The 18449-nt window shown below is 60.6% G+C and carries 14 protein-coding genes; 10 read left to right on the forward strand and 4 right to left on the reverse strand.

Translation table 11 applies throughout. The annotated features are described in order from the left end of the window. The first annotated feature begins 307 nt into the window (after positions 1 to 307). Together hutU and hutI are read left to right on the forward strand one after the other, a co-directional pair. Positions 308 to 1984: a urocanate hydratase gene (hutU, locus tag HMPREF3153_RS02120; protein WP_049151786.1), complete on the forward strand. Its 1677-nt coding sequence runs from the start codon at positions 308 to 310 to the stop codon at positions 1982 to 1984. A 14-nt stretch (positions 1985 to 1998) separates the two neighbouring features. Next, complete coding sequence (gene hutI, locus HMPREF3153_RS02125; protein ID WP_034657627.1) at positions 1999 to 3177, forward strand: imidazolonepropionase; 1179 nt, start codon at positions 1999 to 2001, stop codon at positions 3175 to 3177. Here the strand turns inward: hutI and HMPREF3153_RS02130 are convergent. Next, complete coding sequence (locus HMPREF3153_RS02130; protein ID WP_083280923.1) at positions 3174 to 4022, reverse strand: SGNH/GDSL hydrolase family protein; 849 nt, start codon at positions 4020 to 4022, stop codon at positions 3174 to 3176. The genes hutI and HMPREF3153_RS02130 overlap by 4 nt on opposite strands. Before the next feature lie 234 nt (positions 4023 to 4256). Between HMPREF3153_RS02130 and HMPREF3153_RS02135 the strand changes: the two genes are divergently transcribed. Then, positions 4257 to 6293, forward strand: coding sequence for a DEAD/DEAH box helicase (locus tag HMPREF3153_RS02135; protein WP_070419886.1), 2037 nt, complete (start codon positions 4257 to 4259; stop codon positions 6291 to 6293). A 304-nt stretch (positions 6294 to 6597) separates the two neighbouring features. On the opposite strand, the gene HMPREF3153_RS02140 is transcribed toward HMPREF3153_RS02135, so the two are convergent. From HMPREF3153_RS02140 to putP, 3 genes are read right to left on the reverse strand one after another with little or no spacing between them, the layout of a single operon-like run. Next, the gene (locus HMPREF3153_RS02140) at positions 6598 to 7041 is read right to left on the reverse strand and encodes a hypothetical protein (RefSeq protein ID WP_049192423.1); all 444 of its coding nucleotides are present in this window, start codon (positions 7039 to 7041) and stop codon (positions 6598 to 6600) included. 37 nt (positions 7042 to 7078) lie between these two features. After that, a complete protein-coding gene (locus HMPREF3153_RS02145) occupies positions 7079 to 7615 on the reverse strand; it encodes an HNH endonuclease family protein (RefSeq protein ID WP_052953135.1) in 537 nt (178 codons plus the stop codon). A 41-nt stretch (positions 7616 to 7656) separates the two neighbouring features. Then, positions 7657 to 9243 carry a sodium/proline symporter PutP gene (putP, locus tag HMPREF3153_RS02150; RefSeq protein ID WP_070419893.1) on the reverse strand — a complete coding sequence of 529 codons (1587 nt, stop codon included), beginning with the start codon at positions 9241 to 9243 and terminating at the stop codon, positions 7657 to 7659. A 237-nt stretch (positions 9244 to 9480) separates the two neighbouring features. Here putP and HMPREF3153_RS02155 point away from each other — a divergent pair, with 237 nt between their 5' ends. The 7 genes from HMPREF3153_RS02155 (at position 9481) to HMPREF3153_RS02185 (ending at position 18330) form a co-directional block, all read left to right on the forward strand. Further along, a complete protein-coding gene (locus HMPREF3153_RS02155) occupies positions 9481 to 12522 on the forward strand; it encodes a DEAD/DEAH box helicase (RefSeq protein WP_070419887.1) in 3042 nt (1013 codons plus the stop codon). Continuing rightward, positions 12522 to 13364 carry an SWIM zinc finger family protein gene (locus tag HMPREF3153_RS02160; protein WP_005531981.1) on the forward strand — a complete coding sequence of 281 codons (843 nt, stop codon included), beginning with the start codon at positions 12522 to 12524 and terminating at the stop codon, positions 13362 to 13364. Before HMPREF3153_RS02155 ends, HMPREF3153_RS02160 begins: the two co-directional genes overlap by 1 nt. 20 nt (positions 13365 to 13384) lie before the next feature. Next, the gene (locus HMPREF3153_RS02165; RefSeq protein ID WP_049192426.1) at positions 13385 to 14482 is read left to right on the forward strand and encodes a metallophosphoesterase family protein; all 1098 of its coding nucleotides are present in this window, start codon (positions 13385 to 13387) and stop codon (positions 14480 to 14482) included. Between the two features lie 3 nt (positions 14483 to 14485). Next, the gene (locus tag HMPREF3153_RS02170; protein ID WP_246817148.1) at positions 14486 to 16867 is read left to right on the forward strand and encodes an AAA family ATPase; all 2382 of its coding nucleotides are present in this window, start codon (positions 14486 to 14488) and stop codon (positions 16865 to 16867) included. Positions 16868 to 17107: 240 nt separating this feature from the next. After that, on the forward strand, positions 17108 to 17632 hold the full coding sequence (locus HMPREF3153_RS02175; RefSeq protein WP_070419888.1) for a MarR family winged helix-turn-helix transcriptional regulator: 525 nt from the start codon (positions 17108 to 17110) through the stop codon (positions 17630 to 17632). A 68-nt stretch (positions 17633 to 17700) separates the two neighbouring features. After that, positions 17701 to 17988: a hypothetical protein gene (locus tag HMPREF3153_RS02180; RefSeq protein WP_005531991.1), complete on the forward strand. Its 288-nt coding sequence runs from the start codon at positions 17701 to 17703 to the stop codon at positions 17986 to 17988. Positions 17989 to 18129: 141 nt separating this feature from the next. Beyond that, the gene (locus HMPREF3153_RS02185; protein WP_005531992.1) at positions 18130 to 18330 is read left to right on the forward strand and encodes a hypothetical protein; all 201 of its coding nucleotides are present in this window, start codon (positions 18130 to 18132) and stop codon (positions 18328 to 18330) included. Positions 18331 to 18449 lie beyond the last annotated feature (119 nt).

The raw sequence follows: 18449 nt of genomic DNA on the forward strand, positions 1-18449 counted from the left end.
TAGCGTGGACGGTGAGGGGCGCGAAAACATCGCGCCCTATAGCCAGTGGCAAAACCTCACCTTCGATCCACCCATGGTGATGTTTTCGGCCAACCAGTACCCGGATGGTCGCCGCGCGGACATGGTAGACCACGCCGAGCGAGTCTCATATACGAGACAGTCTGAGGTTTTGTGGCCTGTTGCATAGGCATGAATCACAGTAACTTGTGACTTGTGACGCTAAACAAGCCCTCGGGGACAGCCCCGGGATACCGGCCTAGGGGGCTTGGGAGGGCGTCGAAAAGCACAAGCGAAAGGAATCCGCACCATGTCTCAACCACGCGAAGTACGCGCGCCGCGCGGAACCGAACTATCCGCCAAGTCCTGGCAGACCGAAGCCCCGCTGCGCATGCTCATGAATAACCTCGACCCAGAGGTTGCCGAGCGTCCCGAGGACCTCGTGGTCTACGGTGGCACCGGCCGTGCCGCACGTAGCTGGGAAGCCTTCGATGCCATCGTAGAGTCCCTTAAGGATCTCGAGTCCGACGAAACCCTGCTCGTGCAGTCCGGCAAGCCGGTAGGCATTTGGAAGACCAACGAGTGGGCACCGCGCGTTCTCATCGCCAACTCCAACCTCGTGGGCGACTGGGCTAACTGGGAACACTTCCGCAAGCTCGAGGACGAGGGCCTCATGATGTACGGCCAAATGACGGCCGGCTCCTGGATCTACATCGCTACCCAGGGCATCCTGCAGGGCACCTATGAGACCTTCGCAGCTGTCGCTCGCAAGCGCTTCGGCGGCACCCTCGCCGGCACCTTCACCCTTACCGGCGGATGCGGCGGCATGGGCGGCGCACAGCCGCTGTCCGTCACCCTCAACGGCGGCGCTTGCCTCATCGTGGACGTGGACGAGACCCGCCTCAAGCGCCGTCAGTCCAAGCGTTACCTCGACGAGGTTGTCACCGACCTGGACGAGGCTCTCAAACTCGTGCTTGCCGCGAAGGCGGACAAGCGGCCGCTGTCTGTTGGTCTCGTGGGCAATGCCGCAGAAGTATTCCCTGAGGTACTGCGCCGCCAGCGTGCCGGCGAGTTCACCGTAGATGTGGTCACCGACCAGACCTCTGCGCACGATCCGCTGTCCTACCTGCCAACCGAAATCACCGTGGAGGACTGGCACAACGAAGCCAAGGCTGACCCGACCACCTTCACCAAGAAGGCACGCGAGTCCATGGCAGCGCAGGTCCAGGCCATGGTGGAGTTCCAGGACGAAGGCGCTGAGGTCTTCGACTACGGTAACTCCATCCGCGACGAGGCTCGTCACGCCGGCTACCAGCGCGCCTTCGAGTTCCCAGGTTTCGTTCCGGCCTACATCCGCCCGCTGTTCTGCGAGGGCCTTGGCCCGTTCCGCTGGGCAGCGCTGTCCGGCGACCCAGAGGACATCAAGGTCACCGACCAAGCTCTCAAGGAGCTCTTCCCGGACAACGAGCATTTGCACAACTGGCTCGACGCCGCTGAGGAGTACGTCGAGTTCGAAGGACTGCCGGCACGTATCTGCTGGCTGGGCTACAACGAGCGCCACAAGGCTGGCTTGCTCTTCAACGAGCTGGTCCGCGACGGCAAGGTCTCCGCACCAATCGTCATCGGCCGCGATCACCTAGACTCCGGTTCCGTGGCCTCCCCATACCGCGAGACCGAGTCCATGCTCGACGGCACCGATGCCGTAGCCGACTGGCCGCTGCTCAACGCCATGACTGCCGTTTCCTCCGGCGCTACCTGGGTCTCGCTCCACCACGGTGGCGGCGTGGGCATGGGCCGTTCCATCCACGCGGGCCAGGTCTCCGTGGCCGACGGCACCGAGCTGGCCGCCGCCAAGCTGCGCGCGGTGCTCACCAACGACCCGGGCATGGGCGTTATCCGCCACGTGGATGCAGGCTACACTCGCGCCAAAGAAGTAGCCGACGAGCGCGGCGTACGCATCCCAATGGAGTTCAAGGCGCGCGACTAGGAGCGAAAATGACGATGAGCACCCTGTTTACTGGAATCTCTGAACTGCGCACGGTTAGTGATGCGGGCACGCTTAACGACGCCGCCCTTGTGGTCACCGACGGCACCATCTCCTGGGTGGGCCCGGCGGACAAGGCACCTGCGGCTGACGACGCCGTCGATCTCGGCGGCCGTGCCGTCCTGCCGGGCTGGGTGGACTCGCACACCCACATGATTTTCGACGGAGATCGCTCCGCCGAATTCGAAGCTCGTATGGGTGGAGGTACCTACCAAGCAGGGGGCATTGCTGTCACCATGGATGCCACGCGTTCGGCAGGTGAGGAGCGCCTCGAAGCCCTCCTCATCGACCGCATCGCGGCTGCTCACAAGGGCGGCACCACGACGCTGGAGACCAAGACCGGCTACGGCCTTAACACCGAGTCCGAGATTCTCGCCGCACAGGTGGCCTCCCGCCACGTCGACGACGTTACCTTCCTTGGCGCACACCTCGTCCCGCCAGGAGCTCAGGCCGAGTCATACCTCGACGAGGTGGTTGGCCCCATGCTCGACGGCGTCGCCCCGTATGTGCAGTGGATTGACGTCTTTTGCGAGCGCGGCGCCTTCGACGAGGCGCAGTCTCGCCGCGTCCTGGCCGCCGGCATCGAGCGTGGCCTTGGCGTTCGCGTGCACGGCAATCAGCTAGGCGAAGGCCCCGGCGTGGCGCTCGCGGTCGAACTGGGCGCAGCATCCGTCGACCACGTCAACTACCTCAGCGACGCGGACGTCGAGGCGCTTGCTTCCTCGAACACCGTGGCCACCATGCTGCCTGCCTGCGACCTGTCTACCCGTGAGCCCCTCGCACCGGGCCGGCGTCTGCTCGATGCCGGTGCAACCGTGGCCATCGCCTCGAACCTCAACCCGGGCACCTCGTACACTTCGTCGATGAATTTCTGCGTTACCACCGCAGTCTTGCAGCAGCACCTTTCTTTGGATGAGGCGATCCGTGCCGCAACCTATGGCGGCGCGCAAGCCTTGCGTCGCCACGACGTCGGCGGTGGCGTCGACGCCCAAGGCCGCCCAGCCAAGGGCACCATCGTCGAAGGCGCGGCAGGCGATCTCCACGTCCTCGACGCACCCAGCGCCATCCACCTGGCATACCGCCCAGGCATGCCGATGACGTGGCGAACCTACGTGGCAGGAAAACGCGCCTTCTAGAGATAGGCCGCGATGGTCTTGGCCATTTCCTCCTGCCCCAGCGGGGTAGGGTGCATCGGAAACGCACCAGTTTCGGTGCCCGCGAGATCAACCCAGCGTTGATCCGCGGGCGCGCAGCCGGTGTGTTTCTCTATCTCAGGCGGCATCACGTACTGCGCACCGGCGCGCAGCGCAGCCTTTTCCACCTCGACGTTGATTTGTGAAATTTTCAGCGTGAACCACAGCCGGTCCACGTCACTGACCTTGGCGATTTCAGGGCACGTTGCCCCGGTGTCGGCGTCGGCAAGCAACGGCATATATCCCGTGGCAAACACCTTGGCCCGTGGCGCGCGCCGCTCCAACTCCCGGTAGACGCCGTCCAACTTCGCGGGCAGCGCGGCCAGCGCGGCGTCGATTTCCACCCCGTGTAGCTCCGCGCAGTTGAGGCCACTGGTGTTCATGGCGCAGCTGGTCAGAACGCCGAATCCCGCGTCGTTGCCGCCAATCGACAACGTCACCACATCCGTCGTCGAATCCACCGCATCGATTTGTGGCGGAAAATCCGCCCGCGGCCCCAGCACATGATCGGTCAATGCACCCTGGCACGTCAGGTCATTGAGCTGCATCCCGGTGAGCTCTTGCAGCTTGGTGGGGTAGTTGTCCGTGGCGCGCTCGCACCACCGTGGCCCCGAGTGTGGGCCGTGGCGCGTTCCCATCGACGCATAAGAATCACCAAGTGCCACATAGCTGAGTTGTTGCGCCGGCGCGTCCTGCGGGGCGGGGGAATTCTCCGGCGCAGAAGCACACCCGCTGCCAACTAAGACAAGAGCAAGCAGCGGTCCAACAGTTCGCGCGCGGTGGGTCATGCGGGCGATTGTACTGTTCCCTCATCGTTCAAGCCCTCGTGGGCCTCCAAGACGTTGGAAACGACGGCGCCCTGGCAGGTGGCGTCGGTAAGCTGCGTGTGTAAATCGCCTGCCACAGCGGGGTTGTGTGACCGTTCGGAGCCTCGCTGGTCTATGTGTTTGTGCACACCTTTCGAATGGGTTTAGCTCGTTCAATAGCTAATGCGCAATGTTTAACGTACTGTGGGACGAGCAATGAGCATTACCGATAACGCCACCGGCGGCGTAAACGAGCCGGAAGAATTCAATAAGTCGGAATCTCAGGAAATCTCGCAAGGTGACGTTGAAACCACCGGGGCTGCGAATAACCCTGAGGACACCGGCGCTGAAGATACTTCAGCCAACGACAATTCCCAGGGGTTTGCAACTCTCGGCCTGCCAGAAGAAGTTCAGCAGGCGGTTGCGAAGGTCGGCTTTACCCAGCCATCCCCAATTCAGGAACAGACCATCCCGATCTTGATGGAAGGCCGCGACGTCGTGGGCCTCGCCCAGACGGGTACCGGTAAGACCGCAGCTTTCGCGCTGCCGGTTCTATCCCAGGTTGACCCAGAAGTCCGCCACCCACAGGCGCTCGTCCTCGCGCCCACGCGTGAGCTTGCCCTGCAGGTCGCAGACTCCTTCCAGTCCTTTGCTGACCACCTAGGCCGCATCGAGGTGCTGCCCATCTACGGTGGCCAGGCATACGGCATTCAGCTTTCTGGTCTGCGCCGTGGCGCACAGATCATCGTCGGCACCCCGGGCCGCGTCATCGACCACCTGGAGAAGGGCTCCCTGGACATTTCCCAGCTGCGCTTCTTGGTCCTCGATGAGGCCGACGAGATGCTGAACATGGGCTTCCAGGAAGACGTTGAGCGCATTCTGGAAGACACTCCTGAGGAGAAGCAGGTCGCGCTGTTCTCGGCAACCATGCCGAACTCGATTCGCCGCCTGTCCAAGCAGTACCTCAACGATCCTGCTGAGGTTACTGTTAAATCCGAGCGTCGTACGAACGACAACATCACTCAGCGTTACCTTTTGACCCCGCACCGTCAGAAGATGGATGCGTTCACCCGCATTCTCGAGGTCATCGAGTATGACGCAATCATCGTCTTCTGCCGTACGAAGCACGAGACCGAAGAGGTTGCAGATTCGCTTCGCGACGCCGGCTACAATGCTGCTGCCATCAACGGCGATATCGCCCAGCAGCAGCGTGAGCGCACCGTTGACCAGCTCAAGGATGGCCGCTTGGACATCCTCGTGGCTACCGACGTTGCAGCACGTGGTCTTGACGTTGACCGCATTACCCACGTGGTTAACTACGACATCCCGAACGACACCGAATCTTATGTTCACCGCATTGGCCGTACCGGCCGTGCAGGACGTACTGGTGAGGCAATCCTGTTCGTGACCCCGCGTGAGCGCCGCATGCTGCGCTCCATTGAGTGCGTGACCAACGCTCGCCTTGAGGAAATGGACCTGCCTTCTGCTGACGCAGTCAACGAGAAGCGCAAGGAAAAGTTCTTGGCCAAGATCGGCGAGTCCTTAGGCGATAAGCAGTTCGAGTTCTTCCGCGATATGGTTCGCGAGTACTCCGCTGCCAACAACGTTGCGATGGACGATATTGCTGCGGCACTCGCAGTGCAGCTGCAGGGCGGCAAGGACTTCCTGCTCAAGGAACAGCCAGCGCCGAAGCGCGACCGCCGTGACCGTGACCGCTTTGATCGTGGGGATCGCCGCGACCGTGGTGACCGCGGTGGACGTGGCGGCTTCCGTGACCGCGACCGTGGCCCGCGCCGTCCGGATGGCGACTTTGAGACCTACCGCTTGGACGTGGGCAAGCGCCAGAACGTGCGCCCGGGTGCCATCGTTGGTGCTCTGGCAAACGAGGGCGGCCTGTCCTCCAAGGACTTCGGCCGCATCACCATTGCGGTGGGCCACACCCTGGTTGACCTGCCGAAGAACCTCGACCCGGCCGTGCTGGACCGTCTGAAGGACACCCGCATTTCTGGTCAGTTGATCAACATCGCAAAGGACACTGGCCGCCCGCCGCGCCGTGACTTCGATGACCGCGGTGACCGTGGCGGACGTCGTGACGACCGCCGTGGTGGCTACCGCGACCGCAATGACCGCGGCGGCCGTGGTCGCGGTGGTTACCGTGACCGTGACGACCGTGGCCGTGGTGCTTACCGTGACCGCGACGACCGTGGCGGACATGGACGCCGTGATGACCGCCGTGGCGCCTGGCGCGACTAGAAACGTGAGCTGACGAAGGCGCTGCCTTCCCCGAAACAGGGGAGGTGGCGCTTTTTGCTGCGCATAATCGGAGCTGTGTAGCGGGCTCTTTTCTAAAACAACAACCTTGGAAACCCAGAGCCTGAGGTCGCGGATCGTGGCCGTGGTTGGTGCTCGGATGGCGAGCTGGGGTTCTGGGCATCCAGGTCTGGGCATCTAGGTCTGGGTTTCCTAGGGAAGGGAGGGCACCCGGACCAGGCGCGGAGTTACCGGAAAACGCGAAAAGCCGCGAGTCCGAAGACCGCGGCTTGAGTGCTTGGGTGTCCTAGATGAACATCAGGATTGCGCAGATCATCCAGAGCAAGTTGAAGATGCCGGAGAAAGCAGACAGCTGCTTTTTCGTGCCCTCCATGTCAACAGCGCCAGCGCCCTCGAGTGCGGCGACGGCCTTCTTCTGCTTCGGGATGATTAGGAAGAAGAGCAGGCACCATGCGATGACGGCGAGCAGGATTGCAATGTGGAACTGAATATCGGACTTATATGCAGCCAGGTCAGTCAGGAACACCGCGATACCCAGCACCGGCACAATAGCGGAAATGTAGCCGTAAGTGTTGGTGATGTTGTGCAGAACGCGTGTCGCACCGCTACCAGCCTGATCGCCCTTTGCCGCGTTTAACAGTTGGCCGGGGAATGCAGAGGTAGCAACGCACACCGGACCGATGAGCAAGACTGCAGCGAGAACGTGAAGAATGATCAGAAAACTAGACATGGATGCCTTTCACAAAGTCATGGGGTTCACAGGCAGTCTAGCCATTGGGCAGCCGGAAATCGAACCGACATTGCCGCCGCATCGTGCGTACATCTGCAGCGGGTAGCGCTAATTCATACTTGCGCGCGACTGCAGCCAAGCGCCGCGCGTAGTCGCATCGGTTAGCAGGCGGGAGCCACTCAGAGGGCAAAGAGTCAGACTTTGCTTGGTTCAAGGCCTTGTCCGTGGCCACGAGGTTCAAAGGATCGTTGGCAAACTCCGCCTTGCGCTTATTATCCCAACCCCACGCCCCCATGTCCCACGCCGCCGAGAGCGGAAAGACGTGGTCGATTTCCACGGCCGGGGGATTGTGCAGCCCGGAGTACGGATCCGCAAGCCCCATTGGCGTCGTCTGTGCAGCGCGAACAGTGTCCTTGGTGGAGGGCAGCCAGCCGCCGAAGAGTTCGCGGTCGTAGCCCAAGATGCGCACGCGCTCCGGGGTAGTGCTCACGCCCAGGGGAGGCCCCGGAGCCCAGAAATTGAGGGCCCACAACGCAGAAACCGCGCACAGCCCGGCCAGATAATAGTGCTTCATGCACTATTTAGACTGAAGCGGACAGGTGCGCGGTTCCGTGGCTATAGAAGCTTGTGGGGGGGGAAGTTACTTCTGAACCTGCTCAGCAGTTGCTCGAAGTCTAAGTTCTTGTTTTCTTCCACCAGTTTGGCAAGCTTGGAGGCTTCCTCGAACTCGGCCATGACCTTTGGCTCTGGAGCCTTGGTGACCAAGGAGACCACAACCGTGGCGATAAGGGAGGTGGCAAAGCCTGGGACGAGCTCATAAAGGGCGTCGGAAAGTGGCGACATGCCCCAGCCGATAGCCACGATGGCACCGGTCACCATACCGGCAATCGCGCCGGTGGAGTTCAGGCGCTTCCAGTACAAGGACAGCAGCACCAGCGGGCCGAATGCGGAACCGAAGCCAGCCCAAGCGAAGCCGACCAAGCCCAGGATGGAATCGGAAGGATTAATCGCCAGGACTGCCGCGATGACTGCGATGCCCACAACCGCAGTGCGAGAGAGGTTGATCAGCACGTCCTGGGATGGCTTCTTCTTTGCGAAGATGAGGAACAGATCCTCAATCAGCGAGGTGGAAACCACGAGCATCTGGGAGGACATGGTGGACATGATCGCTGCCAGAACTGCAGTCAGAACCAGGCCTGCGAACAGTGGGTGGAACATGACCTGCGCCATGTCCAGGAAGATGGTCTCGTAGTTTTCCTGGTCAGTAATGGAGTGGTTGGTCTGGGTGAAGAAAACCGTGCCGGCCAGCGCAACGAAGACGGCGCCGATCAGGGAAAGCAGCATCCAGCCGATGCCGTAGAAGCGGCCGGCGCGGGCGTCGGAAGGCTTGCGCAGTGCCATGAAGCGCACGATGATGTGCGGCTGTCCAAAGTAGCCCAGGCCCCACGCCAGGTTGCCGATGATGACCGCGGCAGAAACACCGGAGAAGAGCGAGAAGTAGTTGGGGTTCTCAATCACACCGCCCGTGGCGTAGGGATTGTTAGCGGCGAAGCTGAAGATCTGGCCTGGGTCGTCCAAGGCCATGATGGCCATAATCGGGACGATGATGAGAGAAGCGAACATGAGCAAGCCCTGCACGGTATCGGTGTAGGAAACAGCAAGGAAGCCGCCCACGAAGGTGTAGAACACCGTCACTGCCGCGACGATGAGCATGCCGACGAGGTAGTCGCCGCCGAAGGTCGACTCGAAGTAGCGGCCACCCGAGACCATGCCCGAAGAGACATAGAAGGTGAAGAAGAAGATGATGATCGCCGCGGAAAGAACACGCAGCAGACGGGACTTGTCGTGGAGGCGGTTTTCGAAGAAGGACGGCACCGTAATCGAGTTGCCGGCAATCTCAGAGTAAGAGCGCAGACGCGGCGCCACCCACTTCCAGTTGGCCCATGCGCCAACCAGTAGGCCGATGGCCATCCATAGCTCAGACATGCCTGTCAGGAACAGGGCGCCGGGCAGGCCCATGAGCAGCCAGCCGGACATGTCGGATGCGCCAGCAGACAATGCTGCAACGAACGGGTGCAACCCACGGCCGCCGAGAACATAGTCGTCATACTGATCTGTTTGCTTGTAGCTCCAGAAACCGATGGCGGCCATCGCGAGCAGATAGATAATCATCGCCACGACGTACCAGGTGGAATCTTGCACTGATTTCTCCTCGTAGTTTGAGAGTAGGACCATCCCACGTTAACGAGACGTGGGTAACAACCCAATGCTTTTCTGGGGATTTGTTGGCAAGAAGTCGCCCTGCGCACAGCTGGTTGTAATGTTTTAACAGTGTAAACGCAAAGTTATAACGAGGAGATAACGATTGCGTTCGGCGGCAATAATTGCTCGAAAACCTCAAAACATGCCCCCAAATGGTGCGCTGCTAGACTGGCAGCTATGGCTTCTTACCTTATCCATGGCCTGTGGCTCCCAGTTTCGGGACTTAGTCTATGGATTGAGCAGGTAGAAGGGCACAAAATTGTTATGCCTTCCGCCGTTCCCGAAGGGACCTTTCCTGAGGCAGTCGAAACAATTTTGGGCAAGAAATCCTTCCGTAATCGAGCGCGGGTTTCCTTGCGCACGCCCAAGGGCAAGGACGTCTCCCTCATGGTGCCCATGGCGATGTTTGCGCCCGAGGAGGCCGTGGCCACTCTGGCCAAGCTGGAGTTCCTCGATTCCCTAAGTCAGGCCGCCACGCCCGAGCAGAAGGCAACCATCGCCCCAGACCTGCTGTGGCTTATTCGCGTCTACCGTGGGCTTAGCAAGTTTGTGCGTGCCGGACGCGTGACGATCCGCTTGGCCTACCAGGCAGGCGAGTGGTACCCCATGTGGCAGCTGGCCTCTGGTTTGGGTGAGCGTGGCTGGCTCGCGGAGATGCTCGCGGCGGCGCCTGGCATTCTGACAATTAATAACAGGGCCTTGTCCGATGACATGGCGGATGAGCTGACGCACTGGATTGCGTTTATGGTTTTACGCCCGCTTGCCGACGCCCCGCGCCCGGCACCGTGGCACGACTTTGCGCAGGCGATGCTGACGACGTCGCCAGTGAAAAAGGGTCGTGCGCAGCTGCTGCGCGGCCTCAACGAGTGGAAAGACTCGATTACCTCGGTGGACCTGCAGCTCGTCTTCATTGTGGAGGAGCCGCCCAAGGATGAGGACCCTGAGACCTCAGTGTGGCCGATTCGCGTGCAGGTGCGCTCCGGCACCGACGCACCACAGCCCATCGTGTTGGATCAGCTCGATAGGGGCAGCGTGGAAAAGCTACGGAACTCACAGCGCAAGGCTCTGACCTTGGCGCCGCGCCTGCGCGAGTCCTCCGGAATCCCTGACTATGACGCGGGTGACTGGGACGTATTCCTGGGCACTGATGATTTGGTGGAGTTCATCGCCAAGGACGTGTCCGCACTCAAGGCGGCTGGCTTTACCGTCATGCTGCCCAAGGCATGGGCGCACATGGAGACCAAGGCCAAGCTGGAGACCCGCGAGGTCCGCGATCCCGCTGAGGGCTCTACCAAGGCGCACTTGGGCATGGACAAGCTGGTGGAATATGACTGGCACCTGTCCGTAGGCGACACCGATCTGAGCGAAGAAGAGATGCGCCAGCTGGTGCAGTCTAAGTCCGGGCTTATTCGCCTCCGCGGCGAATGGGTCATGGCTGACACGCAGGCGCTGTCCAAGATCTCGGAGTATATGGACAAGCTCGCGGAGACGGCTCGCAAGCGCAAACAGAAGGAGCTCGAGCGCCTGGCCGCTGCCGCAGAGATGGCGCGGAAGCTGGAGCAACCGGGCTGGCAGGCGTTGGTGGCGGACGTCGAAAAACGGCTCAAAGAGTTCAACGACGGTGAGACCGCGCAGGTTTCCGTGGCGGAGCTGCGCGAGCTGGCCTTGCAATCCATGGCTGAAGAACCGGTGGAGTTCACCGGCTCGACGTGGCACGCTTCGCTGCTGGGCGGCATGGACACCGTGGCACCCGCGCGCATCGAGATTCCAGAAACCGTCAATGCCGAGCTGCGCGAGTACCAGCGGCGCGGCGTGGATTGGCTTTATTGGATGTCCCGCAACAATATTGGCGCGGTGCTGGCCGACGACATGGGCTTGGGAAAAACCCTGCAGCTGCTAACCCTGCTTGCTGTCGAGCATCAAGATAACCCCGAGGTCAAGCCCACCCTCGTGGTGGCGCCTACCTCCGTGGTGGGCAACTGGGCGCGCGAGGCCGCGAAGTTCGTCCCGCACCTGAAGGTGCTGGTCCAACATGGTTCGAACCGACTTAAAGAGACAGAGCTGGTCAAGGCCGCCGAGTCCGCAGACCTCGTCATTACCTCCTATGGCACCGTGGGACGCGACTTCCTCACGCTGGGCAAGATCGAGTGGGACCGCGTGGTGCTCGACGAGGCGCAGGCGATCAAGAACGCGGCCACGCGCTCGTCGAAAGCCGTGCGTTCGCTGCCGTCGCGCCACCGTATTGCGCTAACGGGCACGCCGGTGGAGAACCGCCTCTCTGAGATGCGCTCCATCCTGGACTTCTGTAATCCTGGCGTGCTGGGCAGCGCGTCCTTCTTCCGCAATCACTTTGCCAAGGCCATCGAGCGCGAGAACGACGACACCATGGCCGAGCGCCTGCGCCTGCTTACCGCGCCGTTTATCTTGCGTCGCCTGAAGACGGACCCGAATATCATCGATGACCTGCCGGAGAAGTCCGAGCAGATCATCACCGTCGCGATGACCCCCGAGCAGGCGGCCTTGTACAAGGCGCTTGTCGACGACGTGCAAAAGGCACTGGAGACACGCGAGGGCATGTCGCGGCGCGGCCTGGTGTTAGCGTCTTTGACTCGCATCAAGCAGATTTGTAACCATCCGGCGCACTACCTGGGCGACGGTTCCTCGGTCACATTGAAGGGCAAGCATCGCTCGGGCAAGGTCGAGGAGCTTATGCGGATCGTGGACCAGGCGATTGAGTCTGAGGAGCGCATCCTCGTGTTCACGCAGTACAAGGCATTCGGTGACATCTTGCAGCCTTATCTCACCCAGCAGTTAGGACGCGAGATTCCTTTCCTGCACGGTGGCGTGACCAAGAACAAACGCGACCAGATGGTGGAAGATTTCCAATCCCCGGACGGCCCGCCGGCGATGATTCTCTCGCTCAAGGCGGGTGGCACGGGCCTGAACCTGACGGCGGCGTCGATTGTCGTGCACATGGACCGCTGGTGGAATCCGGCCGTGGAGAACCAAGCCACCGACCGCGCGTTCCGCATTGGTCAGCAGCGCAACGTGCAGGTGTACAAGATGATCACCGCCGGTACTTTGGAGGAGTCTATTCAGGACATCCTCGACGGCAAGATGCATCTTGCTGGCGCCGTGGTGGGCGAGGGCGAGGGCTGGCTCACGGAACTCGATCCCGAGCAGCTGGCCCAGTTGATGAGCTACAAGGAGGCTGACTAATGGCGCGCTATACCTCGGGTAATTCCGGCAAGGGCTCAGAAGATAACGTCATCTACGCCAACTTTGGTGCGCGCAAACGCGTGACCTCTCCGGAGGAGGTAGGCCGCGTCTCGCGCGTGCACAGCATGTCTCCGGCTGCCACGCGCATCGTGTCCTTTGTGAACAAGGACGCGGACAGCGGGCGCATTACGCGCGGCCGGCAATACGCAACTGGCGGTCATGTTGTGGGCCTGGACGTGCGCAACGGTGCCGTTCACGGCAAGGTGGCAGGCTCGCAGAACGAGCCCTTCACCGTCCTCATTCAGGTGCCGTATCGCACTAATGATGACATCGCGACGCTGAGCCAGATGTTTGCCCGCACGCCGAACTCCATTGCTAATGCGCGCGACGGCCTGCTTAGCGAGGAAGCGCTCGACATCCTCATCGCTGAGGACCCAAGCGACATGCGCTTTTCCTGCACCTGCCCGGACCCGGAGTACGTGTGTAAGCACGTGATCGCGGTGGCGGACCGCTTGGCTACCCGCATCGACGCGGATTCCTCCGTCGTCTTTGCCCTGCGTGGGCTCGACTTTGGACGCCTTGAGCAGTCCGTGATGGAACAGGCCAAGGCTGTCTCGGAGGATAGTTTTGCTGGAGCGGGGCTTTCTACCGAGGAGCGCAATGAGCTGTTCTGGGGCGGGCGGCAACTGCCCGATATGCCGCGGCCAAAGGTGGCGCCGGCCGTGGATGATTCGGACCCAGAGTTGCTGCGAAAAGCCATGCGTGCAGTAAGCCATACGAACATAGATTTGCTTCGAGCGGTCTCTGATGTCGAGGACCTCTACTATCATCTGACGCACTGATTCTTAAAAGGGGGAAACTCATGGTCAAGTTCATTCATACTTCTGATTTCCAGTTAGGCATGACGCGGTGGTTTCTGGAGGGGGAAGCCCAGGCACGCTTTAACGACGACCGCATGGAGTCCGTGGTGCGTCTTGGCGAGCTGGCGCGCGAGACGGGCGCGGAGTTCATCGTCGTGGCCGGTGATGTCTTCGAGCATAATGCGTTGAGCAAGAACACGTTGAGCCGCGCGAAGGAGACCTTCCGCAACCTGCCGGTGCCGGTCTACCTCTTGCCCGGCAACCACGATCCACTCGTGGCTGATTCGGTGTTGCGCAAGCCATTTGCTGACAATGTTCACGTCATCGCGGACTTTGCACCCATTGAGTTTCGTCCTGGAGTAGAAATCGTTGGCGCCCCGTATCTGACCAAGCGGGCCAACTATGACTTGGTGCGCGAGGCGCTTGCCCCGCTGGAGCCATACGACGGCGTGCGTATTGCGGTAGGTCACGGCCAGGTCGAGGCGCGCGATTCGGAAGCGGACGTCATCGATCTGCGCTTCGTGGAGGAACAAATCGAGGCGGGCGTCATTGATTACTTGGCCCTCGGGGATACCCACTCCACGCAGGAGCTGGGCTCAAGCGGCCGGGTATGGTTCTCCGGCAGCCCTGAGACCACCGCCTTTGATGACCGCGAGCGTGACTCAGGCAATGCGCTGATAGTGACGGTCGACGGGGGAGAGGTCGACGTCGTCAAGCATCGCGTGGGCCGCTGGCACTTCCGGGCGCTGGAGGCCGACGTGAACTCCATGGAAGACGTGGAGCGTTTCTTGAAGGAAGTCGATGAGCTGCCGTACAAGAGGCGCACGGCTGTGAAATATGGCTTGCGCGGCACCGTGGGGCTGGAGGCGCAGGCGCGGCTCGAGCAGGGACTGGCGGATCTGGAGCCGGTGTTTGCCTCGCTGCGCCCGCGTGAGCGCACCATGGATTTGCACCTTGCCCCGTCGGAGGAGGAGCTGGCCAACCTTGACCTGCATGGATTTGCCGCCGACGCCTTGGCCGACCTGGTAGGCAATCTTGATGACCCGGTTGCGCGTGATGCCGCCAACCTGTTGTTCCGACTCACCGCAAAGGAGGCCTAGGCTATGATGCGACTTCACTCCATTGAGATCCACAACGTCCGCGGCGTTGAGCACTTGCGCGTCGACGAGCTTCCGGAAACAGGTGTGGTGGTCATCCACGGCGAGAACGAGGCCGGAAAGTCCACCATCGTTGAGGCCATTGACACCGTACTGACGGAGAAGCACTCGGGCGCCTCGAAGAAGATTAAGGCGCTCAAGCCGGTGCATCGCGATGCATCACCGGAGGTCAGACTTGAGGCGACCGTGGGCCCATATCGCTTCCGCATTCACAAGCGGTGGCTGAAGAAGAAGATCTCTGAGCTCCACCTTCTTGAACCACGCCCCGCGCAATTTACCGGCGGCGCGGCCGATGACGAGCTCGACCGAATCCTCTCAGAGCATCTGGATCGCCAGCTTCTCGACGCCCTCTTCCTGCGCCAGGATGACCTAGGTTCCGGCGTGGCTGCGGTCGGCATTCCATCGGTGACCAGTGCGCTGGAATCTGCTTCCGGGATGGACACCGCTGTGGCCGAGGACTCCGAGCTCATCACGCGAGTACAGAAGGAATACGAGAAGTACTTCACCGCACGGACCGGGGCGCCGGCCAAGGAATACAAGGACGCGCAGACCCGGGTGAGCGAGGCCGAGTCCGTGCAACAAGATGCTGAGCAGGCATTACGCCAACTTGACGACGTCGTGATCAAACACGAAGCTGCCCAGCAAGCCAAGGCGGAGGCTGAGCAGGCTTTGCCGGCCGCTGAGACAGAACTCGCCCAGCGCGAAACTGAGGTCGCGGAGGCTAGAGCAGCACTGGAGAAGATCGAGGCTCAAAAAGCAGAGCTTTCCCGTGTCGAGGCGGAACTGGAGACTGCACGCGAGGCCGTGGAGCGGCGCCGCGCGATGGCACAGGACGTGGCAAGCGCAGCAGAGGCAGTCGAGGCCTTGGCGGCCAAGGTCGAGGAGCTTAAACTGAGCACCGCGCAGGAAGAGGAAGTCCGTGAGCAGCTTGCAGGCAAGCTCGCCGAGGCACAGAAGTCTTATGAAGCTGCCCGCAAGCAACTGCAGCTTGCGCGCCGCTACCATGAGAAAAAGCAGTGGGAGGCGTTGCGGCAGCGCCTTGCGGGGCTAAAGGAACTCGACGCTGAGCTCAAGCGCCGCCGCAGCCAACTTGCCGAGGCGCCTGAGGTGGGCGATCTGCGCGCGCTTGAACAAGCAGCCACTGAGGTAACCGTCCAGGAACGGGTTCACGCCGCTGCCGCTGCCAAGCTCGTGTTTAGCGGTGAGGGCGCCTTCGTCGTCGACGGTGAAGAGCGAAATGTGCCTTCTGCCGACGCCAGCGACGACACCGTTCAGCTGCGCGACGGAATGGCCTTCGAGTTCGGCGCGTTGCGCGCGACGTATCAAGCTGGTGCAGGTGAGGCATCAGAAGATACCCTGCAACATGTGCGGGCCCGGCTCGCGGAACTTTTGGATGCGGCCGGCTGCGAGTCGGTCGAGGAAGCCCGCGCGAAAAACGACGAGTACCAGCGTTTGCGCAGTGCCGTGGAGCAGGCACAGCGGGAGCTTAAGGCTGCTCTTGGCGCCGATGATTTGGGCGAGCTAGAAGCCCGATATGCGGCCCAAGCGGACAGCTTTGAAGGGGTAGCAGAGCTGGAGGAACAGGGCGAGCAGGACCAAGTTTCTTTGGTGGATGCGGAGGCAGCAGAGGAGGCAGCACGCGTTGCTGTAACCGGCGCTGAGAAGGAACTTGCTCCGTACCGGGACAGTTCGACAGCAGCGGTGTTGGCCGGTGCCCAGGCTCGTCATGAGGCGGCCGTCGAACATCATGATTCAGCCGACGCAGCGCTGCAGAAGGCTAGGGAAGTGGCAACGGACGCGGCGCTGGACTCTGCGGTTGCAGCGGCGGAGGAGAAGCTCACCCGGCAACGCGGAGTCTTGGCCGAACTTAGCGCCGTGGACGTCGATACTGTGTTTGCGCTTTATGAGGGGGTTAAGGAAGAGGTCCGGAGCCTGCACAACACCGTGCACGATGCGGATGGTGATATGCGTGAATACTCCGGCCGCATCGAGATGCACTCGGGCGTGGCGGAACGGCTCGAATCTGCGAACGCAGAACTGGAGATTGCTCGGGAAGTGCTGGCCGCGGTGGAAAAGCGTGCCAACGCAGCGCGATACCTGCGGGAGCTCTTGCTCATGCACCGCGATGCGGCACGTCAGCGCTACGCGCAACCCTTCGTCACCAAGCTCAACGGGCTCGCCCGTAAGGTTTTCGGTGGCGACGTGGATTTCGAACTTTCTGAGGAGCTTGTGGTCACGGCGCGCAGCCGCGATGGTCAGACCGTAGATCTTGGTTCCCTCTCGGGCGGGCCAAGGAACAGATGGCCATTCTTACGCGCTTTGCAATAGCGGGATTGGTGCAAGATGACGGAGTACCCGTTATTGTTGACGATGCTCTTGGATCTACCGACTCGACTCGACTCAACCTTATGGCCACGTTGTTTGCTCAAGTGGCCAAGCACTCCCAAGTATTGGTGTTAACATGCATGCCACAGCGATATGCACGTGTACCCAGCAGGGTAGAACTGGATATAGAAGCGCTAAAGGGATAGCTTTCTAATACCTAAACGAATGTGTAAAGTTGTTGACATGACTACAGAAACTCGGTGGCTAAACGAAGAAGAGCAAGAGCTGTGGCGCCTCATCCTCGGTTCTATTCGCAAGATTAACCGCGGCATGGAGGAAACCCTCATGGCTGGGGGCGAGGTCTCAATGTCAGAGTTCGCCGTTCTCGTTGCACTTTCCGAGGCAGAAGGCAATGAGCTGCGTTTGCGTGAGCTTTGCGCGGACTTGGAGTGGGACCGTTCACGTACCTCCCACCAAGTGACGCGTATGGAAAAGCGTGGTTTGGTCACAAAGTCCAAGAGCGTCGGTGATGCGCGAGGCGTCATCGTTCGTATTACCGATGAGGGCCTTGAGCGTCTTGAACGCGCCGTGCCCGAACACGTAGAGTCTGTGCGCCGCATAGTCTTTGACCATCTCAACGAGAAGGACATTCCATCCCTTGTTAGTTTCTTCCAGGGAATTCTCGCAGTCAACAACGTGCCTGGGTATGACGGCTTCGTTCCGGACGAACTGCTGCATGGCAGGTGCACCGTGGATGAAAAGAATTAGTTATCTCAGCAGGCTCTTACCTGCTTTAGTGTTTTGTGGGGCAATCACCATTTAAGGGAGGAATCACCATGATGGGGCAAGAGCTCTTTGAGCATCCCAAGTCGCAGTACCCGATTTATAACGTTGCGGTCCTAGACGGGCTAGGAGATCCCGAGTCGCACCTGAATGGCACTGCCTCTGAAGCGGAGTCCGCTGCGATGGAGGAAGCCCTCGACAAGTATCCTGATGCCGCGATTACTTTCGACGAGGAATCGGGCCACTGGATAGTCGGCGCAGAGGCAGATATAAACCGTATGTTCGCTGATAGGGACGCCTTCGTGGAGGCGTTAGAGAACAATGAAGACCCCGGAGTGTAAATCTTGCCAATTCGGTGTCAATAAAACGGTGGATAACTACGAATTCATAACGATCTACTGCTAAAGTTATCCGCAGTGATTTCTCTTGCTAGGCGGAGTGTGCCTAGCGGTTTCAGGCGCAGTGAAAGGAAACAACGGATTATGAACGAATACGAGGCACAGGAACAGCGCGAAGCAGCTGCACGTGACAAGGCTGACGGCTGGGTTTCCGTGTTTGTCCAGTGGATCCCTAACATGCTTTTCGCATTCGTTCTGGTTACCGCCATGTTCCTCGGAATGTACTACATCGAGCACGGCACCCTGGATATCACCCAGGAGATCGTAAACCCATTCATCAAGTAGTACTTGGAGAACTCAAAGCTCAATAGCTAAATATTAAAATGGCGGCCCGTCTTCTGGACCGCCATTTTGTTGTTTTTAAAGCCTGCTTGGGTTCAGACCGTCGTTGCACCACTTCTAGT

The sequence above is a fragment of the Corynebacterium sp. HMSC06C06 genome (assembly GCF_001807295.1).
Lineage (GTDB): Bacteria > Actinomycetota > Actinomycetes > Mycobacteriales > Mycobacteriaceae > Corynebacterium > Corynebacterium striatum.

Coding starts and splice junctions, on each gene's coding strand:
- hutU (WP_049151786.1), top strand. CDS start 308: ATGTCTCAACCACGCGAAGTACGCGCGCCGCGCGGAACCGAACTATCC.
- HMPREF3153_RS02160 (WP_005531981.1), top strand. CDS start 12,522: ATGGCGCGCTATACCTCGGGTAATTCCGGCAAGGGCTCAGAAGATAAC.
- HMPREF3153_RS02180 (WP_005531991.1), top strand. CDS start 17,701: ATGATGGGGCAAGAGCTCTTTGAGCATCCCAAGTCGCAGTACCCGATT.
- HMPREF3153_RS02175 (WP_070419888.1), top strand. CDS start 17,108: ATGACTACAGAAACTCGGTGGCTAAACGAAGAAGAGCAAGAGCTGTGG.
- HMPREF3153_RS02145 (WP_052953135.1), bottom strand. CDS start 7,615: ATGAAGCACTATTATCTGGCCGGGCTGTGCGCGGTTTCTGCGTTGTGG.
- hutI (WP_034657627.1), top strand. CDS start 1,999: ATGAGCACCCTGTTTACTGGAATCTCTGAACTGCGCACGGTTAGTGAT.
- HMPREF3153_RS02140 (WP_049192423.1), bottom strand. CDS start 7,041: ATGTCTAGTTTTCTGATCATTCTTCACGTTCTCGCTGCAGTCTTGCTC.
- HMPREF3153_RS02155 (WP_070419887.1), top strand. CDS start 9,481: ATGGCTTCTTACCTTATCCATGGCCTGTGGCTCCCAGTTTCGGGACTT.
- HMPREF3153_RS02165 (WP_049192426.1), top strand. CDS start 13,385: ATGGTCAAGTTCATTCATACTTCTGATTTCCAGTTAGGCATGACGCGG.
- HMPREF3153_RS02170 (WP_246817148.1), top strand. CDS start 14,486: ATGATGCGACTTCACTCCATTGAGATCCACAACGTCCGCGGCGTTGAG.
- HMPREF3153_RS02185 (WP_005531992.1), top strand. CDS start 18,130: ATGAACGAATACGAGGCACAGGAACAGCGCGAAGCAGCTGCACGTGAC.
- HMPREF3153_RS02130 (WP_083280923.1), bottom strand. CDS start 4,022: ATGACCCACCGCGCGCGAACTGTTGGACCGCTGCTTGCTCTTGTCTTA.
- HMPREF3153_RS02135 (WP_070419886.1), top strand. CDS start 4,257: ATGAGCATTACCGATAACGCCACCGGCGGCGTAAACGAGCCGGAAGAA.